Origin of the sequence: Providencia rettgeri (assembly GCF_041075285.1) — a bacterium.
GTDB lineage: Bacteria > Pseudomonadota > Gammaproteobacteria > Enterobacterales > Enterobacteriaceae > Providencia > Providencia rettgeri_G.
The window spans coordinates 4,181,614-4,203,424 of the sequence record NZ_CP163512.1 but is presented as its reverse complement, the minus strand read 5'-3'; the positions used below and the strand labels follow the sequence as shown (position 1 = coordinate 4,203,424).

General features: G+C 40.0%; 19 protein-coding genes. 3 read left to right on the top strand and 16 right to left on the bottom strand.

Annotation, left to right across the window (positions count from 1 at the left end; translation table 11 throughout):
* Positions 1 to 232 precede the first annotated feature (232 nt).
* Complete coding sequence (locus AB6N04_RS19180) at positions 233 to 1,579, bottom strand: NCS2 family permease (RefSeq protein WP_369309813.1); 1,347 nt, start codon at positions 1,577 to 1,579, stop codon at positions 233 to 235.
* A gap of 642 nt (positions 1,580 to 2,221) precedes the next feature.
* Here AB6N04_RS19180 and AB6N04_RS19175 point away from each other — a divergent pair.
* A complete protein-coding gene (locus AB6N04_RS19175; protein ID WP_369309812.1) occupies positions 2,222 to 3,907 on the top strand; it encodes an ArnT family glycosyltransferase in 1,686 nt (561 codons plus the stop codon).
* A 42-nt stretch (positions 3,908 to 3,949) separates the two neighbouring features.
* On the opposite strand, the gene AB6N04_RS19170 is transcribed toward AB6N04_RS19175, so the two are convergent.
* Together AB6N04_RS19170 and AB6N04_RS19165 are read right to left on the bottom strand one after the other, a co-directional pair.
* Positions 3,950 to 5,146: an MFS transporter gene (locus AB6N04_RS19170; RefSeq protein ID WP_369309811.1), complete on the bottom strand. Its 1,197-nt coding sequence runs from the start codon at positions 5,144 to 5,146 to the stop codon at positions 3,950 to 3,952.
* A 186-nt stretch (positions 5,147 to 5,332) separates the two neighbouring features.
* A complete protein-coding gene (locus AB6N04_RS19165; RefSeq protein ID WP_369309810.1) occupies positions 5,333 to 6,085 on the bottom strand; it encodes a sulfite exporter TauE/SafE family protein in 753 nt (250 codons plus the stop codon).
* A gap of 210 nt (positions 6,086 to 6,295) precedes the next feature.
* Between AB6N04_RS19165 and AB6N04_RS19160 the strand changes: the two genes are divergently transcribed.
* Positions 6,296 to 6,856 carry a helix-turn-helix domain-containing protein gene (locus AB6N04_RS19160; RefSeq protein ID WP_369309809.1) on the top strand — a complete coding sequence of 187 codons (561 nt, stop codon included), beginning with the start codon at positions 6,296 to 6,298 and terminating at the stop codon, positions 6,854 to 6,856.
* On the opposite strand, the gene AB6N04_RS19155 is transcribed toward AB6N04_RS19160, so the two are convergent.
* The 4 genes from AB6N04_RS19155 to ivbL form a co-directional block, all read right to left on the bottom strand.
* A complete protein-coding gene (locus AB6N04_RS19155) occupies positions 6,853 to 7,515 on the bottom strand; it encodes a hypothetical protein (protein ID WP_369309808.1) in 663 nt (220 codons plus the stop codon). The genes AB6N04_RS19160 and AB6N04_RS19155 overlap by 4 nt on opposite strands.
* Before the next feature lie 164 nt (positions 7,516 to 7,679).
* On the bottom strand, positions 7,680 to 7,964 hold the full coding sequence (ilvN, locus tag AB6N04_RS19150) for an acetolactate synthase small subunit (RefSeq protein ID WP_369309807.1): 285 nt from the start codon (positions 7,962 to 7,964) through the stop codon (positions 7,680 to 7,682).
* A gap of 2 nt (positions 7,965 to 7,966) precedes the next feature.
* The gene (gene ilvB / locus AB6N04_RS19145) at positions 7,967 to 9,664 is read right to left on the bottom strand and encodes an acetolactate synthase large subunit (protein WP_369312192.1); all 1,698 of its coding nucleotides are present in this window, start codon (positions 9,662 to 9,664) and stop codon (positions 7,967 to 7,969) included.
* A 104-nt stretch (positions 9,665 to 9,768) separates the two neighbouring features.
* Positions 9,769 to 9,858 carry an ilvB operon leader peptide IvbL gene (gene ivbL, locus AB6N04_RS19140; protein WP_369312190.1) on the bottom strand — a complete coding sequence of 30 codons (90 nt, stop codon included), beginning with the start codon at positions 9,856 to 9,858 and terminating at the stop codon, positions 9,769 to 9,771.
* 558 nt (positions 9,859 to 10,416) lie between these two features.
* Between ivbL and AB6N04_RS19135 the strand changes: the two genes are divergently transcribed.
* Entirely contained in the window at positions 10,417 to 10,824 is a 408-nt protein-coding gene (locus AB6N04_RS19135) for a helix-turn-helix domain-containing protein (protein ID WP_369309806.1), read from the top strand.
* Between the two features lie 338 nt (positions 10,825 to 11,162).
* On the opposite strand, the gene AB6N04_RS19130 is transcribed toward AB6N04_RS19135, so the two are convergent.
* From AB6N04_RS19130 to AB6N04_RS19090, 9 genes are read right to left on the bottom strand one after another with little or no spacing between them, the layout of a single operon-like run.
* A complete protein-coding gene (locus AB6N04_RS19130; RefSeq protein ID WP_369309805.1) occupies positions 11,163 to 11,900 on the bottom strand; it encodes an SDR family oxidoreductase in 738 nt (245 codons plus the stop codon).
* A 1-nt stretch (position 11,901) separates the two neighbouring features.
* Entirely contained in the window at positions 11,902 to 12,150 is a 249-nt protein-coding gene (locus AB6N04_RS19125) for an acyl carrier protein (RefSeq protein WP_369309804.1), read from the bottom strand.
* A 20-nt stretch (positions 12,151 to 12,170) separates the two neighbouring features.
* Positions 12,171 to 12,941, bottom strand: coding sequence for a hypothetical protein (locus tag AB6N04_RS19120; RefSeq protein WP_369309803.1), 771 nt, complete (start codon positions 12,939 to 12,941; stop codon positions 12,171 to 12,173).
* Positions 12,942 to 12,963: 22 nt separating this feature from the next.
* Positions 12,964 to 14,202, bottom strand: a complete 1,239-nt coding sequence (locus AB6N04_RS19115; protein WP_369309802.1) for a beta-ketoacyl synthase — start codon at positions 14,200 to 14,202, stop codon at positions 12,964 to 12,966.
* A 17-nt stretch (positions 14,203 to 14,219) separates the two neighbouring features.
* On the bottom strand, positions 14,220 to 15,578 hold the full coding sequence (locus AB6N04_RS19110; protein WP_369309801.1) for a TolC family protein: 1,359 nt from the start codon (positions 15,576 to 15,578) through the stop codon (positions 14,220 to 14,222).
* Positions 15,575 to 17,518 (bottom strand): ATP-binding cassette domain-containing protein, encoded by a 1,944-nt coding sequence (locus AB6N04_RS19105; RefSeq protein ID WP_369309799.1) that lies wholly within the window; start codon positions 17,516 to 17,518, stop codon positions 15,575 to 15,577. The genes AB6N04_RS19110 and AB6N04_RS19105 overlap by 4 nt, the downstream gene beginning before the upstream one ends.
* Positions 17,518 to 18,639, bottom strand: a complete 1,122-nt coding sequence (locus tag AB6N04_RS19100; protein ID WP_369309798.1) for an efflux RND transporter periplasmic adaptor subunit — start codon at positions 18,637 to 18,639, stop codon at positions 17,518 to 17,520. The genes AB6N04_RS19105 and AB6N04_RS19100 overlap by 1 nt, the downstream gene beginning before the upstream one ends.
* 31 nt (positions 18,640 to 18,670) lie before the next feature.
* Complete coding sequence (locus tag AB6N04_RS19095) at positions 18,671 to 20,848, bottom strand: peptidase domain-containing ABC transporter (RefSeq protein ID WP_369309797.1); 2,178 nt, start codon at positions 20,846 to 20,848, stop codon at positions 18,671 to 18,673.
* 6 nt (positions 20,849 to 20,854) lie between these two features.
* Positions 20,855 to 21,811 (bottom strand): ABC transporter, encoded by a 957-nt coding sequence (locus tag AB6N04_RS19090; protein WP_369309796.1) that lies wholly within the window; start codon positions 21,809 to 21,811, stop codon positions 20,855 to 20,857.

The window sequence follows — 21,811 nt, the reverse complement described above, 5'->3', positions numbered from 1 at the left end:
ACCAGAATCCAAATTTGCCTGCCGCCGCATAGTAAGAGATAGCACCGTCCAGACTTCGATTATGACAAATAAGCGCTTACAAGTGAAAAATAGCCCATCCACTTGATCATCACCTTGTATCTATTCTATCCCTAGCTACCCGTTCTATGGGAAAAAAATTTATACTTTGCGATTAATCGAAATAATGCGTTACAAGGCGGTAACAACCCCCGCCTTGTTGATATAATTAACTTTAAATTGCCAAATCGGTAGCATAAAACGCCACCAAAAGTACTGCAATCACAACGGTTCCGATATTCAATTTACGCCATTCACCTGCGCAAATGCGACCAATGACTAAGGCTGCGAAGCCAAGCATAATACCCGTTACGATATTACACGTCAGGACAATAAACACCGCACACAATAGACCCGACATTGAATCAACAAAATCATCAAAATTCAATTTCGAGACATTGCTTAACATTAATAACCCAACGTACATCAGGGCTGGCGCGGTCGCATAAGCAGGCACTAAGTATGACAACGGCGATAAAAACAAGATCAACAGAAATAACACACCGACAACAACAGCAGTTAAACCTGTACGACCGCCTGCGGCAGTCCCAGCAGCAGATTCAATATAAACCGCCGCAGGTGAAGCACCAATCGCCCCCGCAAAAATGCTGCTTACGGAGTCAGCGGTTAACGCTTTTCCACCATCAATAATTTGCCCGTCTTTATCTAATAAGTTGGCTTGTCCAGCAACTGCACGGATCGTCCCCGTCGCATCAAATACGGCGGTCATCACTAACGCCAACAAGCTCGGCAAAACCATTGGTTGTAATGCGCCCATAATGTCCATGTTGAACACCAGAGAAAGACCTTCATCACCTAATGACGGTAACTTAAAGAAACCTTGATATTTCACGGCTGGGTCAAAAATTAAACCAATAATTGAAATAGCAATAATCACCAATAACACGCCACCCGGTACACGGCGCTTTTCCAAGCCGAAAATAACCGCAAGACCCGCTAATGACATTAAAACAGGGAAAGAGGTAAATTCACCTAAAGCTACAGGTAAGCCTGCATTTGGATTTTTTATCACCAAACCGACACCATTTGCCGCGATCAATAATAAAAACAGACCGATACCAATCCCTGTGCCATGAGCGATCCCCATTGGCATATTCCGTAAAATCCAGCTACGAATGCCTGTCACAGAAATAATAGTAAACAAGCACCCCATCAGGAATACCGCCCCTAATGCAACAGGAATACTAATTTGTTGGCCTAATACTAAGCTAAATGCGGTAAACGCGGTGAGTGAAATGGCACAGCCAATTGCCATCGGCAAATTCGCCCATAATCCCATTAGTAAGGAGCCAAACCCCGCCACTAAGCAGGTAGCAATAAACACAGCAGTAGGTGGAAAACCAGCCTGCCCCAACATACCAGGCACAACAATAACAGAGTAGACCATCGCTAAGAATGTGGTTAACCCTGCAATGATTTCACGGCGAACGGAAGAGCCTCGAGCGGTGATCTTAAAAAATGAATCCAATTTGCAGTTGGATGAAGCCGGTTGGCCTGACATGGTGTACCTCTGCTGTTAATGGTAAACGAACATTCTAAAAGCCAGTAAGCTTATGTGCTCACCTAACTGGCTTTATCACACATCCGCTGACGTAAACGATTACGTTTTGATAAAAACTAAATTGACTGAGAGAAAAACCTCAATCAAAACAGTGGCGCAATCGTTTGGCTTAAAAATAAGAGTAAGGCGTATTGTGAGGGGAGCAATTATCATTCGAAAACGGGCAAATGATCAAGTGTTTTTAGTTTTTTACCCACATCTAGCTCATTTTTTCACCACAAAAATAGAATAAAATACCTAATAATAAAATCAATTCTGCGCGTTATTATTTATTTTTTCTCCTTTTATTAGAAATAACAGCACGTAAAAACCACTAATTAATTTTCATATAAGCTTTGTTTAGATAGCGTGATTATTTTCTTTGGTATAATCACCGAATATTTGCTTACAAAAGGTTTCGCTAACTCATTATTAATTCATGGTAAAATAGATGAAACGCAAATTAGCTAATAATATTATTTATTAACAAAATATCCATATTTGTCGCTAATTGGATATTATTTCTTAATATATTAGGTTAATTACTATTAACCACAGTTATTATTTTATTTTTATCCTAACGAACTATAGTTTTAAATAAATATGCCAAATACAAATACACCATCCATCACGTTACAAAGAGGTGTTTTACTACTTTTTATCGGTTTCCTTGCCCTCTATTTACTTCCGGGTATCTATGGTCATAGCCCATGGAAGCAAGATGAAAATTACAGTTTTGGTATTATTCAAACCATGTACGAAACGGGGCAGTGGCTAGTTCCAACCAATGCGGGTGAACCTTTTATGGAAAAACCCCCGCTTTATTATTGGGTTGCTACGATAACATCCCACTTATTTTCAGGGATTATGCCACTTTACGATGCGGCTCGAACCGCCAGCCTATTTTTTTCAGTGGTTAATTTTTCATTTTTTGTTTTATTAGCCCGCCGCTTTTTTGTCGCGAAAGATTTTACCGATATCCGCATTTGGGTTGCATTTGCACTGTATGTCAGTGCGCCGGGGCTTATCCGCCACAGCCATGATATGTTTACCGATGTCGCCTTAACCGCAGGGGCGACAATTGGGCTTTATGGGTTATTAGGGTTGATTTTGCAACAAAAAATGAGGATGTCTGCCGTTTGGCTCTGTATAGGAACCGTGGTGACAATGCTCTCTAAAGGCGTCTTTATTCCTGGTGTCCTTTGGATTTGCCTCTTGCTCGCTCCTGTATTTTTAACTCAATGCCGCACAAAGCAATTTTGGCTGTACAGTTTTGCCGCTGGGCTCGTCGCTCTTCTTGCTATCCTCCCTTGGCCAATTCAGCTTTACTTACAACATCCTGATTTATTTATAGTTTGGTTTTGGGAAAATAATATAGGTCGCTTTTTTGGTTTTTCTGTTGAAAAGCTAGGCGCAAAAGCGAATTTAACACGCATTCCTGCTGCCGTTTCATTGTTTGCCCTGCCATCAGGTTTGTTAGCAGTGGCTTATTTTTTGCGTCACCCAATCAAACGCTTAGTTAATGCTAATAGCTATTTACTCACGTTATTCCCGCTATTAGGTATCGTTTTTTTGCAAATTTCGGCTTCTGGTCGCGCGTTGTACCTTCTTCCTTTTATCGCACCGATGGCCATTATTGGTACCCCTGTACTGTTGGCAATCCCTGAAAAGATACTAAATGGGGTTTCACGTTTCTCCGCACTGTTTTGGTCATTATTGGTGGTGTTTCTGTGGATCAGTTATTTCATCACCCTAACAAATCACCAACAAGAATGGTTAACGCTATTTAGCCGTTGGCTCCCTATGAGTTACCAGATGCCCTTTTCCACCTTGGCTTTTTTCAGTGGGCTACTGATCACCCTCGTTTGGTTCTTACGCAACCGAATTATTCCGAACTTCTCCCCTGCCTTTCAGTTGATGAAAAACTGGGCTTTGGGTTTATGTGCTGTCTGGGGGATCACTTTAACGCTATTTTTAGGCTGGGTTGATTACACCAAAGGTTTCGAAGGGGTGTTTGTCGATTTAGAGCAGCATTTATCTGGGCAATTTACAGATAGCGATTGCATGGCTTCTGATAATATCGGCGAGTCTGAAGCGCCAATGTTGTACTATTACACAGGGATCTTGCATCAACGGCAAGACAGGTTCGAAAAGCCTCAGCATTGCCGCTGGTTGATTGTGTTATCAAAAGAAGTCAAGCCCGCCCCACAAGGCATGACTCTCTTTTGGCATAATCATAGACCAGATGAATACCGTGAGAATTTAGTGGTTTATAAAGTGGCTGAATAGCGTGTAACGGGTGTGCTGTTGACACCCGTCCCCCATTAAAGATCAATGTGTCGCCTGTTCAACGGCTTGGGCACTGTATTTTTCGCGGGTAAACCACAAAAAAGTCGCAGAGGATAAGATCAGCAAAACAGGTAAGCCTGAGGGTGAAATGGAGGTGGCCATTCCGGCAAATAGTGGTCCAGATAAATTACCAATCCCCCACAGCATCGCCGCTGCCGCATTGGCAATAATCAATTCATTTCCTTTAAAATATTGCCCAATTTGCACTAATGCAATGGTATAAATTGCCCCTGCGGTTGCCCCTAATACAAACAATAACCCCCAAATTAAATAGGGCTGTGTGATCGTCAATGGCAACAATATGCTGGCAGCTAGCGTCACAACACCACAAATTCGATAGAGCTTTTCTCGGTTCATATGATCAGCAAGCCAACCAAAAGGCAATTGCATAATTGCATCACCCGCTAAAATCGCGCTAATCATTAATGCAGCCACAGCTTCAGTATGCCCCATTCCCATTCCGTAGATTGGGAACATGGATAAAATAGTGCCATCAAAAAAGGCAAAAAATAGAATTCCCCCACAGATCCCTGGTGCAACTTTCACAAATTGAATAATGGAGAAATTTGATTTTTCTGCGGTAGCAGCAATTCGGTCGCCCACTTTTTGATCCATTAAAATAAATAACACAACCGAAATCAGGTGGATCAGAGTACAAATAAGCAGAGGAGATTTATCTTCTACGCCATAATAAGCGATAAAAGAAGGCCCGAGTAACTGGCTTACCGTGAACACGGTGGTGTAGATTGCGAGGATCCGACCTCGTTTATTTTCAGGCGATAATTCGTTAATCCACGTTTCACCTAAGCAAATCATCACACCACTGGCTAGCCCTGTTATTAACCGCAAAGGAAATAACAACCAAAGTGGTAGTGTGCTTAATAACGGTAATAAGCTAATGCCTGAAATGATGGTGGCGATTAACATCGCCTTTCGCTTGCCTGACCATTGCACAATACGCTGAACAACAGGGGCAATAAGAAACATCCCTAAAGCCGGAGCCGCGGAAATAATGCCGATAGTAAGTTCATTCACACCATAGTTATTTAATCTCAATGCCACCATTGGAATGCTTAACCCAATGACGATACCGATAACAGCAATACTGGTGGTGATCGTAAAAATAGCAAATGAAGGAGAATGTCGAAAATTTTGTAAACACTGATTATCAGAGCTCATTTTGATATTTATCTAAACTCTCAATTAAAGAATTAGACTTTAACTCCACAAAATTAATTATTAATAATATAAAAAACCGCCGCATTATCAAAGAACCTAATAATGTCAGCGGTGATTGTAGCATGTCACCTATATTCCGCTATTTATCTTTATAAAATAAAGTGACGTTTTAAGGCAAATATTTAATTAGAGGACAAAGAAATATCGATATAACAAAGCAATGCCTGAAATCAAAATAACCATATTGATAATTTTCAAAAAAGCTTCACGGGAGATTTTTAATGTAATGTGCCTTCCTACCCATGTACCAATCAACATCGCGGGTAAAAATGATAATGTAATCAATAAAATATCAAGGTTAAGATACACTCCCATCACAAGAAAAATCACTACTCGAGTGAGTGTACTAAAACCAATCAATGTCATTTGAGTAATACGAAAACGCTGTTTATCTTCAATACGGCTGGACAGATACATTGCATAAATAAAGCCACCACTACCGAATAGCGCACTAAAAACACCACCAATCAAACTAAATGGCACAACCAGTGCTTTTGAAAATGGTTTTTTGGCTTTTTTTGAAAAGAAAGCATTTAATACGTAGCCAATAACAAATATTCCTAATAATAAAACCAAAATATCCGGTCGTGTTTTTAATAAAATGGCAGCACCGATTAAACTTCCCACTATCATGAGGGGAATTATCCACTTTATTTCCTGATAATCTGCATTTTTACCATCTTTAAATAAATTTAATACCGCTGCCGTTAAATCAATTAAAGCCAAAATGGGAACGATCATATTCAACGGTAAATACATCGCGAGTACAGGTGTCGCAATGAGTGCAGACCCAAAACCTGCCATTCCAAAAACGAGGTAGGCAAATAATAATGTTATAAAACAAATCGCCATTTCTGGTGATAATAATTCAAACGGCATAGCGCTTAGCTCCGAAAGTTTTTAACGCTTCCACTATAGTTTTTATCGTAATTATTAAATAGTTTTATTTTTTAGATTTTTTAAAATTCTAATCTCTATCAAAAAATAAAATAACACATTGAAATAATATGGATAACTGAGAGTATGTGATTTGATCCGCTGAGTGATGTAGAATTAACATGATAAACCACTGTTCAGGGACAGGCCTAAATGGATAAAAAAATTAACATAAAGATTGGACAAAAAGTCCGTTTACTTCGGCAAGCGAGAAATCTTTCTCTTAACGAGCTTTCTCGTCTTTCTGGCATATCTAAGGCAGCACTATCCAAATTAGAATCCGGTGATTCAAACCCTCGCATTGACACATTAGAATCTATTGCCGTTGCACTACGATTTCCACTGAGCGATCTCTTTACCCGGCAACATGAAATCTACCCATATTTTGTCAAATCAACGGTGAATGATGAGGATGAATATTCACAACAGTTTAAATTCCGCATCAGCATGGGAAATATCTCAGAAATTTGGCAATTAACAATGAAGCGAGGGGCAATTATTAATAGCCCTGCCCACATGACAGGAACCCATGAACATATTATGGTTAACTCAGGTTCACTCATGTTACGCTTAAACAACGAGCAAAACATTGTTTTAGAAGCAGGGGATTTTTATGCATTTAGTGGTGATTTTCCACACAGTTACTTATGTATGGAAGGCGAACTTCAAGCCACTGTCGTGATGACATACTCACACATCAGTGATGGTGTTTAAGCAACAACATGCTCGGCATCATAGCTAATACGTAAAGTTCCTTTTTTAAATTTCATCGACTTAATTGAAAAATGGCAAATATCATCTAATGAAGCCACATGCGTTCCTCCGCATGGCATCTCTTCCGTTTGGTCGATGTAACTTATTCGCATGTCGCCATTTTGTCTGATATCGACTTTACGAGCACTTTGTAGGCTTTGATTGACGATACTTTCAATTTGCACGCTATCAAGCTCTTCGAAAGGCGTGGCTTGATTTCCCATCATAGTAAATTCAACACGTGACTCATCGGGAAAATGATGCCCTTTTTGTGCCATCCAACCAAAACGACGTAATTCCCAATTCAACAAATGCCCTGCGGTATGCAATGCAGCATAGCGCCGGCGTTTCTCGCTATCAACCCTTGCGCTCACCTTTTCCGCCAGATTAAAAGACACGCTATCAGGGAGATATGCGACAATTAAACCATTTGAATGTTTCTTAATCCGAACAGTAATATCATTCACCCAAGCGGTGTCAGCTGGTTGCCCTCCACCTTGAGGGTGGAAAATATTATCTTCTAACGCTATCCATGCTCCCTCCTCATCATGCCCTTGATTAATCAGGTTTGTTTCTACTTCATATTGATATGTATTTAAAAGATAGATGTTATTTTGCATCGTTATGTTCCTTTTATTATTCACCGACAACTTAGAAGCTTTTGGTTTATCTTTTGATGTTATATCATTATCGTTCGCTTTAAGAAACCCTAAAAACAATATTGCTTGGACAAAAAATAAGCCCATACTAACGTATGAGCTTATGTGAAAAGTAAATTTAAGGATCACTGCAAATAATTTTGCATGATTTCAAATAGCTGTAAGTTATCGCTAAAACGCACTTCCCTGACATCTTCAAGTTTTTCAACTTGATTAATCATTTGCGACAAGCGTTCGTCTTTTTGGACTAATAACCAAATTCGGCTTTCATCTTTATCTTTTATTGGCATACAGAGGATACCATCGACGTTAAATGCTCGGCGAGCAAACAGACCACAAATATGCGACATAACACCAGGGTGGTTACGAACAATTAACTCTAAAGCAATTGGGTGATGTTCAAGTACCATAATTACGCTCCAATCATATCAATATTAGCGGCACCTGGTGGAACCATTGGATATACTTTCTGATTCACATCGATCAAGGCATGTATTAAGCAAGGGCCTTTTGTATTCATCACGGCTTCCAACGCCATTGCAGGGTCTGCTTCATTATTCAAATCGCAGGTTTGTAAACCAAAGCCCGCCGCTATCTTAATAAAATCAGTTTGATAGGGATAAGCAGCAGCAAATATACGGTTTTCAAAAAATAAGTCTTGTTGCTGATGAACCATGCCCAACGCTTGGTTATTCATCAAAACGATCTTGATATTTAACTGGTGCTCTGCTGCGGTCGCTAATTCTTGAATATTCATCATCAAACTACCATCGCCGGAAAAGCAAACGATGGTTTTTTCAGGCTCTGCTAAAGCGGCACCAATCGCGGCAGGTAAACCAAATCCCATCGTGCCTAAACCGCCCGAAGTCAGCCATTGACGAGGGCGAGATAACGGATAAACCTGCGCAGCCCACATTTGATGTTGTCCAACATCCGTAGTAACAATAGCATCTTCACCCGCAGCACGCGCCGCCGCTAATACCAATCCATAATGATTTAACGGGTTATCTGCATCACTCAAATTTAATGGGTATTTTTGTTTTAACTCGTCCACTCGTTTGATCCATTCACTTCGCGTGTTTCGCTCAACCAATGGCAGTAATAATTCTAAAATTTGTCCTGCATCAGCATGGATGGCAATATCTGGGCGCTTAATTTTACTGATTTCCGCTTTATCAATATCTACATGAATAATTTTGGCATTAGGGCAAAATTTTTCGGCTTTTCCGATGGCTCTATCATCAAAACGTGCCCCAATAACAATCAGTAAATCCGACTCTTCCATAACCATATTGGTACTTGCTGCCGCATGCATACCTAACATCCCTAAGTACAACGGATGGCGCATAGGAACCGTACCCAATGCCATTAGGGTCATCGTTGTTGGTAAAGAGGCTTTTTCAGCAAATGCAATCGCCGTTTCTGTTGAGGATGAACTAATAACCCCTCCCCCAAAATACAGCACTGGACGTTTGGCTTCGTTGATCATCTGCGCCGCTTGGATCACTTTTTCCATATCAAAAGTCGGCGCTTTATCTTTCGGTAAAACTTTAGGTATTTCCGTTAATTCAATGGTCGCGGTTTGAACGTCTTTCGGTATGTCAATCCAAACCGGTCCCGGACGACCTGACTCGGCAATACGAAAAGCATCACAAATCACCTGAGGTAACTCATTGATGCTACGAACTAAATAATTATGTTTGGTGACTGGAATAGAAATACCATAAGTATCAACTTCTTGGAATGCATCAGTCCCAATCATTGAGGAAGGTACTTGCGCCGTAATGCACACTAGCGGAATAGAATCTAATTTTGCATCCGCAATTGCGGTCACTAAATTGGTTGCACCGGGGCCGCTAGAGGAAATACATACAGCAGCTTTACCCGTTGTTCGAGCAATACCTTGGGCAATAAAACCTGCCCCTTGCTCATGGCGAGCAAGAATGTGGCGAATTTTTTTACTTTTTCCTAATGCATCATAAAAGGGTAAAGCAGCCCCGCCTGGGATGCCTGAAACAATGGTAATACCATGTTTTTCCAATAAATAGACGATTAACTCTGCCCCCGTAAAACGGGTTTTCTGTGGTGATATGGTGCCCGATTCGCTCATCATAATTATCCTTTGCTAGCCTGCGAATTTGAGCGAGTGATAATAAAAAAACCCCGCTCGGTTTGCGCCGGCGGGGTTTCTAAATCTGCGTTGATTTGTACCCGTTACGGCGCTAAGCCCACGACCACCACCACACGCACGACCACCGCAGCACGTGGCGCGGTTAGTAGTAGGTTTGAGTGATTAGCAGTCATGTTCACGGGTTTTTCCTGTTTTAATCTGTCAGTTCAATTTTTGTTGTAGTTTGCTTAACTGCCTTTAAGAAAACATAATTTTTTATTTATGACAATCATTTTTTCGTTTTTCAGTATTCATCCTTCCTAAATGCGAGCTTTATCACACTCAATGCCATCAGAATTATTGACTTATTTTTAATCAATATAAAGTTTTATTCACTCGTTAATTAACGCTATTTCCCCCTTGATTTAACGTCAACTTTAGGTTGTAGCATAGTGCTTAAGAAAATACAGACTCAAAAAATCGATTCCGACGCACAGTTTTGTATAAATAATCGTTGTCTTTGCTGTGATATGGCTGACTACAAGGTCGAGAATCAAATGTTGCTGATTATACTCATCCCTTGGTGAATATATTACCTTAAGGTAAACACCACTGTTCGAATATTAATTAAAAATTGGTATTAATACCATTTAACAAATTAACAATCTGTATTCGTATTTGTTTAGCCTTTATTTATTGGTGATTTAGCTAATGAGGGATATGATTAAAAAGTAACTAGTAGGAAAAACATTATGTATAAAGAAATTCCAGCCCCTTATAGTGGGAAATACACAGAGTTTCAATCTACAGTTGTTAATGAAATAATCGTTTGGATTGAAATGAACTTAACTAGTCGTCTACTACTGGATGATATTGCACTAAAATCTGGATATACAAAGTGGCATTTACAAAGAGTATTTCGTAAAGTTGTTGGTATGCCTTTGGGGGAATATATTCGCCGAAGACGGATTTGTGAAGCGGCAAAGGATCTCTGCACCACAGAATTACAAGTAATTGATATTGCATTAAAATATCAATTTGACTCCCAACAATCATTTGCAAAGCGATTTCGCGCTTATTTAGGCACATCGCCGTCAATCTACCGAATTTCCGGTGAAAGTCAAAATGACCCTTTACTGCTGGAACCTAAAGTAGCTTGATACGCAAGATGAAAATAAAATTTGTATTTACCCTTTTTATTCCACCCTCAATACAAAGCTCCAAGTAAGTTAATTACTGGAGCTTTTTTATTGCATTTTAAACATTATTTAAGGTTTTCTTAATTTTTGATATTTTTATATTTATATAATACCCCTAAAAAAAATACATTTATTAAGAATATGAGTGAAAAACTTACGATTAAATGTACTTGAACGAACGTAATATTACTCTTCACCTTTAGCAATTAAATAGTATTGAACAGCATTACCTTATCATTGTTAGTTTGGTTATTAACTCACTTAACTGATGAATAAATAAGTAAAAATACCCATCAATATTAAGCACTAAAACCACCATCTAACGTAATAGTTTGTCCCGTTAAGTATCGACTATTATCACTGATTAAAAATTCAACGGTTTTAGCCACTTCTTCTGGTTTACCAAGACGACGTAAAGGAATAGTTCTTAACATTGCTTTTAACTTAGCGTCAGGAATAGCCTTGGTCATGTCGCTATCAATCAAGCCTGGAGCCACACAATTTACACGGACACCAAAACGCCCTACCTCATGCGCCAAGGATCGAGCAATACCGAACATAGCGGCTTTACTTGCGGCATACGCGGTTTGCCCAATATTGCCCTTTAATCCTGTCACAGAGGACATTAATACAATCGAACCTCGCCCTTCTAGCAACATAGCAGGCACTAAATGACGATCCCAATTAATAATTGACATCAAGTTATTATCCATTACATCCTGCCAAATGTCCGCATTTTGATGAATATGAAGAGCATCTCTAGCAATGCCCGCATTATGAATAATCGCACTCGGCGCACCAAATAAATTGAGTAATTTATGCGCCAATTGCTCAACTTGCTTTTCATCTTTTCCATCACAGGCATAACCTTTAACCCATGAGCCAGAAGCATTGTTACTTACTGCGTTCAAGGTTTCTGTTAACCCCTCTTCACTTCGCCCCGTAAATACGACATGCCAATTTTTTTGCAATTCGATAACCAGTGATCGCCCTATACCACGGCTCCCACCAGTAATTAAAATCCATTGAGTAGACATATTACGAACTTGACTCCTTACTAATATACTCGATCATTTCCTTGATCGTCATTGTGGGATGTTCAATGAAAAAATCTGCGGTAAGTGTGACATTAAATTCGCGCTTTACGAGTACCATTAATTCTACATAATCAAGGCTGTCGAATTTAATTTGATCGAGTGTCTGCTCTGCATCAATATCTTCATCGAGGTCTTTTGCATCACAGATCATTGCATTAATTTTAGTGTAAATTGTTTGATAATCACTCATGTACTTTTCCTTTTTATACGCTATGCATGTGTTGAACTTATTTTTAATGTTATTGAATTGCTTAACAATTTATGTTGATACTCTGCGACTATTTGTATGCAAACCAATAACCCTGAATGGATATCCCCCGTTACAATTTCTGGCTGTATGCCAATTTTGATAGCATCACTTTTACCGCTGAAGGGATCAGGTTGTAAAAATATCGGGTCGAATTGCACTTCTTGATGAGTTTGCACAACAGAATAATGTGCAAAAATATCTTTTAGGTTGGCATTTTTCGGAAACCAATCGGTAAGATGGTTTCCCTTTAAAATATTTTCATTTTCAATTAAATGTTTAAAAACAATAGCATCTAAGAAAATCCAAAGTGGTAATTTAGAAAAACGAGCATCAAAGGTTTTCTGCATATTTAATACGTCGTTAGCACAAATATACTGCGTATCTTGTGTTTGTATTAATGCGGTTCGATCAGTAGAGGATAAATTGCAAGTTATACACTTTTGCCCTCCAGTCATTAAAATTGCCGATGACCCGAGCTTATTCCCTGCCACCAACGGATATTTAACATTGTTCCATAGTGGATATCGAATGCGAATAACACATTTTATCGCCTGATCCGCCTCGAAAGTTGCCTGCAAAAATTGCTGACTCGAAAAGTGTTTTACATCTAATAAAGCCCGCATCCCATGTACACTTAAATGGTTCCCTCCACGAGCTTGGACCCATGCAAGATCAAAGTGTATAGGGTTATAGTCCCCCGAAAATTCAGCCCAGTCATTTGCATCTTTCATGGTATAACATAATGTTTTCATGTTATTTTTCCAAAACGAGTGCCGCATTTGCACCGCCAAATCCAAAACTCAAATTGAGTGCCCGTGATATATCAGCAATACGGTGTTCATTGGGAATGTAATCAAGGTCACACTGTGGATCGGGGTGATGCAGATTTGCAGTGGCAGGCATGACGCCAGTTTGCAGAGCCTGTAGGCAGACTATCGCCTCAAAGCTGCCTGCAGCTGCAATAAGATGACCAGAATAAGATTTAGTACTCGAGACGGGGATTGTATAAGCAACATCCCCCAAGGCACGCTTTAATGCTTCCGTTTCATTTAAATCATTAAGCGGCGTTGAGGTACCATGTGCATTAATATAATCGAGCTGCTCAGGGAGAATATTGGCCTGCTTTAATGCCGATTGAATAGTTTGGATTCGTGCGATGCAATCCTCAGCGGGTGTAGTAAAATCAAAAGCATCAGAGAAATTGGCATAACCTGTTATTTCACCAAGAATCATCGCACCGCGGCTTAACGCACTCTCTCTTTCTTCAAGGCATAATACTGCCGCACCTTCCGATAACACAAACCCACTACGATCTGCGCTAAATGGGCAGCTTGCACGTGCAATATTGTCTGCTTCATGACTCAATGCCCCTAAAATATCAATATTCCATACGGCACAATCTGTACGTAATGATTCCCCCGCACCTGCCAACATCATTGATGCTTTCCCACTGCGAATACACTCAAAAGCATCACCAATCGCAATAGTCCCAGTAGCACAAGCAGCAATTGCAGTATTTTGATAACCTCGTAAGTTCCATAATTGACTACAAGCAGCCGTTGCCACATTAGGCATAGAATAAAAACAGTTAAATGGTGAGGTCATGCCTGTTTCATTAAATTCATCAATGGATAAATAACTTTCATCTAACCCTGCCCACCCCGTTCCCATGATGGCCCCACACAACAACGGGGGATAGTAATCCGTCGGGACGGCTTCCCCAAATGCCATTTGAACCGCCTCACGCGCCGCAGCCATGGTTAAACGTGCATAGCGAGGTAAACGACGGCGGATCACCGCAGGGATCCCTTTCATACTCGGTTCTTGATCAATAAGCCCGAAAAAATGAGACGAAATACCTTGCGCTGTTTTATCCACATATTGATAACCTAACTTCTTATCCATAATAGCTTGCCAACATTCTGCTGCCGTTCCTCCTAATGGAGTCACCGCACCATATCCCGTTACTACAACTCGCTTAAATTGTGACATTGCTTGATATCCTCTTATCATTCGTTCCCACCGCCCTGTGCTAGCCAAAGTTGTAGCGTGGCATATAGGTAATCATATTGGTTCTGTGCTAGTGAATTTTCGATAGACAACAGATCATCTTGTGCATTTAATAAAGTTTGATAGTCAACGACGCCCGCCTTATAGCGACTTTCTGTCAGTTTTAATCGCTGCTGGCCCAACAATAACCCTTGAAGAAGCTGTGATTTTTGATGTTCAGCCATCGTACGCTCATTGATCGCATTATTGACTTCCATGATGGCGTTATAAGCACTCTTACGAAATTCAACCCCAGCTTGCTGGACCTGTAGATTTGATTGTTCGATAGTGAGTTGTACGGTATTCCACTGAATAAAAGGTAATGAAATCGCCCCACCGACAACCCGAGTTGGATCGCTAAACCATTGGCTAACTAGTTCGCTTCCCATATTTAGTGCTGCTTGTAATGATAAAGTCGGGTAAAAGCTGAGCCGAGCTGCATCTGAGTTGGCTAACATAGAACGCAATCGAAACTCCGCTGCTCGTACGTCAGGTCGGGTCGAGATAACACTTAACGGAACTGAATAATGGACAGTGATATTTTGCTCTAAATTGATGGGTTTAATATCAATAGAATCAGGTAATTCCGTGTTGTTGAGCAGCAAAATAAGTGCATTTTTTTCATTATTTTTCTGGTTAATAAGACGAGTTAATTCGTTTTTACGAGTGATAACTGTTTGTTTGGCATGCAGTACATCAATTTGACCAATTTTACCGGCAGAATACCAAGACTCTGTTTGAGCTAATATTTTTTCAGCAATTTCAATGCCTGCTATTTGGTTAGCAATTTGCTGCTTGAGTAATGCAATACGCCAGTACAACTGAGAAACTGTGCTTATCAACGTTAACTTTGTTGCCTGAAAATCATATTCACTGGCAATGGCTTCCCACTCATCTTTTTCACGTACCCGCGCAAGTTTCCCCCACAAATCTAGCTCATAATTTAATGATAATCCTGAGCTATAATTTTCTTGTGAGCGAGTGCCGTGTTTTATTGATTTACTGTTTGATGCACTTCCCGTTAACGAAAAATCGGGGGTGAAATTCGTATTTGTTAAACCAGCCGTTACTCTTGCCTGTTTTAGCTTTATTCCAGCCAACGCTAAATCAGTATTATTGTCTAATACCAGCACGATGAGATGCGCTAAATCTGAGTCTTGAAAATGAATAGATTGCGCCTGATCGATAGATAGATGAACGTTTTGTTGCCATTGCTCAGGTAAGTTTAGTTTCGGCTGCTGATATTCTGTTTTCATCAAGCCGCCACATCCTGCGAGTAAAAATAGGCTTCCATAGGCAATCATAGAGGTTATATTCATTCTCTTGCCAGCGCCTCCGTAGGATTAAGCTTCGCTGCGCGATATGCTGGGAAATAACCAAAAATAAAGCCAATCAAGATGGAAAATCCACAGGCAAATAAAATCGGCATCAGCGTAAAAACCATCCGAAACTCAACCGTAAGATAGGAAAAAATGACGCCACTAATTAACGCGCCTGTAATACCAATAAGCCCACCAAGTAAGCAAATCATGACCGATTCAATCAGAAATTGGATCATGATATCGGAAGGCCTTGCGCCAACAGATAAGCGAATACCAATTTCATGAGTCCGTTCGGTGACTGAAACAAGCATAATGTTCATCACCCCAACTCCCCCCACTAATAGTGAGATACCCGCGATTGAGGTAATTAATAACGACATGGAATCAGATGTTTTTTGTAACGTTGCCGCCATTTGTTCATCGGATTCGATGAAAAAATCTTTTGTTCCATGAGTTTGGAGTAAATGAGATTCGACTAAAGACGTTGCTTGCCCCAGTTCTAACGTTTCTGCAAAATTAACAGAAATAGATTCAAAGGGCCTATCTCCAGTGATCCTCTGTGAAACGGATGTGTAAGGTGCCCAACCAATCAAAAAATTATTGAGCATTTTAGGACCTGTCTTTTTAGCGATACCAATAATCCGCCACGGTGTACCATTAATTTGAACTAGCTCATTGAGTGGATTTTCATTTGGGCCAAATAAAATATGGCGACTACTCTCATCTAAAATTAAGACAGGCTCTTTATTAATAACGTCTAAATGATGGAACCTATCCCCTTGAATAATATTAATTCCTTGCCCAGCTAAAAAATTTTCCGACACACCATTTAACATAATAGATGAGTCTCGTCCTTGATAAATAATCACAGACGCAGTGCCTATCACTGGTGAAACGTATTTCGTCCATGAAAGAGCAGAAAGGCTATTAACATCATCAATGGAAAGCGCTCTTTCTAAGTCCGGCCGTTTCGTTCCCCACCCAATACCTGGACGAATTTCTAATGTTGTTTTGCCCAGCTTACCGATTTCATCCATGATAGTGCGTTTAGCGCCCTCCCCCACGGCTATGGAAGAAATCACCGACGAAATACCAATAATAATGCCTAACATGGAAAGGAAAGCGCGCATTCTATGCCCAAGTAACGCACGAAATGCCATACGCACAGATTCCCGCCCTCTACGCCACAACGATGCACGTTGGTTGCTGTTTACAATGGGCAACTTAGGATAAACTGCTTCGTCTTTGTTCACTTCATTGGCATGATCAGCAATAATTTCCCCATCGCTAATCTCAATAATACGTTGTGTTTGCTTAGCGATATTTCTGTCATGAGTTACGATAATAATCGTATGCCCTGTCTGATGTAATTGGTGAAGAACCCCCATAAGCGCTTTTCCGCTAGAGCTATCGAGTGCTCCCGTCGGTTCATCGGCTAAAATGACTTTCGCGCCATTGATCAGAGCTCGGCAGATACTCACACGTTGTTGCTGTCCCCCTGAGAGTTGAAATGGCTTATGCGTTAACCGTGTTTCTATTCCCAGTTGTTTGGCTAATGACGCTATCCGAGCTTGGCGCTCTTGTTCAGGCATTGCAGTATATAGCGCAGGGATCGCCATATTTTCCTGCGCCGTTAAATACGGCATTAAATGATATCGTTGAAAAATAAACCCTAGATATTGACTGCGTAATTCTGCCAACTGGTCGCTATTTGCCAAATGCACTGGGGTGTCATTAATATAGATTTCCCCACTTGATGGTTTGTCCAAACAGCCCAAGATATTCATTAACGTTGATTTTCCCGAGCCAGACGCCCCAATAATCGCCACCATTTCACCTTGATAAATAGATAGCGAAATATTTTTCAGCACAGAAATTTTCTGAGTGCCCGCGAGAAATTCACGTGAGATTTTTTTCGCTGTAATAATAGGAACCATTAATTTGCTCCTATTGCATTGGTAACAACGACTTGCTCACCTTCATCAACGCCATCAACTACTTGGACAAACTGACGGTCAGAGATCCCAATGGTCACTGTTCGGGTTATACGTTGATTATCTTTAAAAACGGTTACTTCATATTCGTTAGCTGCAATAGAACGACCTAGCGCCATAACGGGTAAACGAACAACCCCTTTTGCTTCAGCTACACGAATAAAGACTTGAGCCGTCATAGACGTTTTTAACGCACGGTTTTTATTATCAACCTCAAATGTTCCTGTGTAATACACAGCATTATTTTGTTGATTATTTGGGTTAGTAATATTTCGTTCTTCTAGGGCTTCTTGTGGTACTGGCTGAACATACCCCATAGTCCCTTCATAACGTTTTTCCGGATCTGCAAGTACATAAAAAGATAAAGGTTGCCCTGAATTTACCAACTGAATATCTGCTTCAGAAATACGCGTTTGTACTTGCATCTTATCAAGATTAGCTAAAACTAAAATTGTTGGAGCCGTTTGTGAGGAGACAATAGTTTGTCCTTCATTTGCCACTATCCCCAGTACCTCACCTTCAATAGGCGCCATAATCTGGGTGTAACTCAAATTAGCATTAGCTGTTTCAACTTCCATTTCAGACTGAACAATTAATGCTTCATTCATTTTTACTTGATACTTCTGCGCTTCATACTGAGCTTGTGCTTGCTCATAATCACTTTCAACACCAGAACCATCACGGCGTAATTTTTTTTGTCGCTCAAAGGCTTTTCGATATTGAAGTAACATGGCTTCTGAAGACGCTTTTTGAGCCCGCACACTAGATAGTTTTGCGATAGCATTACGTAAATCAGATTTTTGAATGGCTGGGTCTATCTCCGCAAGGATTTGTCCCTTAAAGACTTTATCACCTTGTTTTGCATATAAATATTTTATTTGCCCATTAACTTGGGCACCTACATTCACTTGTACAGATGGTTTTAATGTCCCTGTGACCATAATGACTTTTTCTATATCACCACGGTCAACTGTGACGACTTGCGTTTGTTCATTTTGTTGGGGCTGCGACAGCAACACTGTGATGTAAGCCACCATGGCAAACACCAACATGAGCATCAGCATCAAGAACAACCTTGACCGTTTGAAAATACGCTTAAGCCAGCTGTTCATTGGGTTGACTCAACGAAGAAGCTTGATGAACAAAACCAACCTGCTTACTGTTATTTTTCAATGCCAGTTCGCCATCGACTATCTGATAAACGGTATCAAACTTGGCGGTGATGTTGTCACTGTGTGTGACGACAACCAACGTTTTCCCTGTTTTATGGCAATGAGTTTGAATAGCGTCGATCACTTTAGTTGCGGTTTCTTCATCCAAATTAGCTGTTGGCTCATCAAGTAATAATATTGGCTTGTTGCTATACATTGAACGAGCTAATAACAAACGCTGACGTTGCCCCAAAGATAAAGCACTATGACTTTCCCTAATAAGCGCATTTATCCCACCTGGCAAACTGTTAATAACAGAATCCAAAACAAGACTTTTCAACAAATGATTAATGACTTTTTGCTCTTTTTCCTGAATATTTGGCGCAAATAGCGTTATATTTTCTCCAACTGAAGCATTAAATAGAATATCTTCTTGGCTTTGTAGACACACTAATTGAGCAAGCTGCTGATGAACAAGTGTTTCCTCTCCTGAAAAACAAGTTCCACTTTGAAGCGGTATCAACCCAGCAATAATTCGCAGTAAGGTGCTTTTCCCTGCGCCGGACTCTCCCACAATCGCAATTTGTGCCCTTGCTGGCAAATCCAAGTAAATATTGTTTAAAATTGGTTTTGCTGGGTCGTAGCTAAAACTTAATTGCTCAAATCTTAAGTGCAAAGCCTTTCCATTTGATACTTCAGCATAGGCAGAACTCACTGGTAGTGAAATCTGTTCAGGAAATAAACTGTGTGCTCGCGTATCAATAATATGCAATTGTGATTTATGAATTATTGAATAAAAAATTCGCGTAATATAAGACGTGAAAATCTGGCGAATAAAGCTATATGCAAAAAAATCACCTAGAGATATCATTTTGCTTGCAACCATTGGCAGTATGACTAGCATAAAAACCACCATTTCCAAGCTACCTGTTAACTGATATAGCGTTCCTTTAACTTGTTCATAAATATTTCTTTTTTGCATGCAAGTGAATAAGTCACGGCTTAACCACGCAAATTGTATTTTTCGTTGCTCTTCTAAACCACTCGCCTTAACGGTTAAGATCCCCTGAAGAGTTTCCATAAAAAAATCATTTAGAGCAGCTGTTTTTAACTGTAATTGTTGGGTGTACCAACGGTCTCGAATAATTGCCCAAACACTGATCAACCCCATTACGGTCACACCAACTGACGAAATAGCCGCTAAAACCGGGGCTATCCAAAACATCACAGCAAGGGCGATGATACCAATCACCCAGTCTGTTCGTAGCTGATTATCAAGCTCGATTTTTTGTGTCATCGCGGTTTGCCAAGCCATAAACCGACTAAAAACATCACCCGGCGCGCGTTTTTCAAAAAAACGTAATGGATTACTTAATAATCGAGAAAAACCGGCTCCACTATTAATTAACACAAAATGCTTAATAAACTTTTCAGTGATAATCCTAACGCCAAGCGCTAACAAAGATGCCAGCACAAAAGCTAAAATAAATAACCCATAGGGAAAATTTGCGTTTTCTATATCTGAAAAGGCTTCATTGACTGCATTACTCACCATAATTGGCATAATAAATAGCGTCAAACCGACCAAAAAAGTCAGAAGCATTAGCCAATAAATTCCCGATATAGTGCTGGTTTCTTTTAAACTCATCATCCCCTGAGGACGCCGCTGCGTTTTCGGGTGCTTATCGGTTAAAGACGAGGTCTCAATTGAACTTGATTGATGATTGGGATCTAAAATCAGGGCATAACCGCTAATTTCTAATTTTAATGCCGAATAGGGTAACCACTGCTGACCAATTGCTGGATTAATCACACATACATTGTTTCCTTTACGATAGGCTAAAATCACAAAATGATTTGCCCCATAATGCAAAATAGCAGGAAGAGGAATGCTATTAAGTTCATCATGTTCAAAAAGAATTGGCACAGTGGCAATTCCATAGTCGTTTAATATTGAGGAAAGTTGTAATAGAGAGGTCCCGTGATCTGTTGCTGGATAACGCTCACGTAAAGTATCCAATGAAACTGCCACACCTTGTGTGTGCGCCAACATTGAAATGCAGGCTAACCCACATTCATTAGTCTCTTCTTGATAAACGGTATTCGGGATAATCTTGTTCATAAGTGCTTAATGATTAATAAAATAAAGTGAATGGCTATGCCATAAAAGCCAATCATTCGGGTAATCTCTAATCACGTTTTCAATAATAACTGGCATCTGTGTCGCAATATCTTTTGCTGGCACTGGTGCATGAATGTTGATTTGTATGCCGTTTTTACAATACAAATTATAGAAAACCACTTGTGCAGAAATCACGCTAGATAAGCGAACTAACCCACTGTGTAATTTTGCTGGGCGATTAAATAATCGACATGTGAGTTTATTATTTATTCCTTCCCCTGTATGAATCGTATAGTCAGGCGTAATATCAGGAAAAATAATCATATTTTTCAGCCCTGAAGCCGTTTCTGCCATTAAATTCATTAGCTCTTTTGCCAAAGATTTATCTTCTTGATGGATGGAGCAATAAGACAGATTAACGCCGCCAAGAATACGAGCAGCATTATCAAATTTATCTTGCTCAGCACTTGAAGAAACAATAACAGTTGCGTTTCGAGGTGTAGTTCCCGCTCCCACAATGGTGGCTAATACATCAGAAACCATGTGTAATGGCGCGAGGATAACGGGTATATTTTTTTGGTGCAGAGGGGCAACTACCTCATCAAGTTTGCGTGTGCAAACTTGAATTTGAGACATAATTTGTTTGTTCTGCCCCCATGTTGCCCCTTCTTCTAATATATAACGCCGTACCGCAATCCAAGCCGCATCAATATAATCAGGTTTCTCTGTTAAACATTGGTAATTTTGAGTAGCAACTTTACTTCGGTTACGGTAATTTCTGCCAATAACCCCTAAACGACATAACGCATAAGTCATTGCTAATACTAATGGTGCCGGCATATAACGTAATATGATACGAAAACAGGCAACAAAAAAATTATTTAATTTAGCTGTATATAGCGATAATAAATCAATTAGTTTTTTGATACTGAATACTAGCCAAACAACAATAAACCGCCCCAC

What these genes read in the sequence shown, in the direction of transcription:
- AB6N04_RS19095 (WP_369309797.1), bottom strand. Translation starts at nt 20,848, where the DNA reads ATGAACAAGATTATCCCGAATACCGTTTATCAAGAAGAGACTAATGAA.
- ilvB (WP_369312192.1), bottom strand. Translation starts at nt 9,664, where the DNA reads ATGAGCGAATCGGGCACCATATCACCACAGAAAACCCGTTTTACGGGG.
- AB6N04_RS19100 (WP_369309798.1), bottom strand. Translation starts at nt 18,639, where the DNA reads ATGCTGATGCTCATGTTGGTGTTTGCCATGGTGGCTTACATCACAGTG.
- AB6N04_RS19180 (WP_369309813.1), bottom strand. Translation starts at nt 1,579, where the DNA reads ATGTCAGGCCAACCGGCTTCATCCAACTGCAAATTGGATTCATTTTTT.
- AB6N04_RS19105 (WP_369309799.1), bottom strand. Translation starts at nt 17,518, where the DNA reads ATGGTTCCTATTATTACAGCGAAAAAAATCTCACGTGAATTTCTCGCG.
- AB6N04_RS19170 (WP_369309811.1), bottom strand. Translation starts at nt 5,146, where the DNA reads ATGAGCTCTGATAATCAGTGTTTACAAAATTTTCGACATTCTCCTTCA.
- ivbL (WP_369312190.1), bottom strand. Translation starts at nt 9,858, where the DNA reads ATGACTGCTAATCACTCAAACCTACTACTAACCGCGCCACGTGCTGCG.
- ilvN (WP_369309807.1), bottom strand. Translation starts at nt 7,964, where the DNA reads ATGGTACTTGAACATCACCCAATTGCTTTAGAGTTAATTGTTCGTAAC.
- AB6N04_RS19115 (WP_369309802.1), bottom strand. Translation starts at nt 14,202, where the DNA reads ATGTCACAATTTAAGCGAGTTGTAGTAACGGGATATGGTGCGGTGACT.
- AB6N04_RS19130 (WP_369309805.1), bottom strand. Translation starts at nt 11,900, where the DNA reads ATGTCTACTCAATGGATTTTAATTACTGGTGGGAGCCGTGGTATAGGG.
- AB6N04_RS19120 (WP_369309803.1), bottom strand. Translation starts at nt 12,941, where the DNA reads ATGAAAGATGCAAATGACTGGGCTGAATTTTCGGGGGACTATAACCCT.
- AB6N04_RS19135 (WP_369309806.1), top strand. Translation starts at nt 10,417, where the DNA reads ATGTATAAAGAAATTCCAGCCCCTTATAGTGGGAAATACACAGAGTTT.
- AB6N04_RS19110 (WP_369309801.1), bottom strand. Translation starts at nt 15,578, where the DNA reads ATGAATATAACCTCTATGATTGCCTATGGAAGCCTATTTTTACTCGCA.
- AB6N04_RS19160 (WP_369309809.1), top strand. Translation starts at nt 6,296, where the DNA reads ATGGATAAAAAAATTAACATAAAGATTGGACAAAAAGTCCGTTTACTT.
- AB6N04_RS19155 (WP_369309808.1), bottom strand. Translation starts at nt 7,515, where the DNA reads ATGCAAAATAACATCTATCTTTTAAATACATATCAATATGAAGTAGAA.
- AB6N04_RS19175 (WP_369309812.1), top strand. Translation starts at nt 2,222, where the DNA reads ATGCCAAATACAAATACACCATCCATCACGTTACAAAGAGGTGTTTTA.
- AB6N04_RS19165 (WP_369309810.1), bottom strand. Translation starts at nt 6,085, where the DNA reads ATGCCGTTTGAATTATTATCACCAGAAATGGCGATTTGTTTTATAACA.
- AB6N04_RS19125 (WP_369309804.1), bottom strand. Translation starts at nt 12,150, where the DNA reads ATGAGTGATTATCAAACAATTTACACTAAAATTAATGCAATGATCTGT.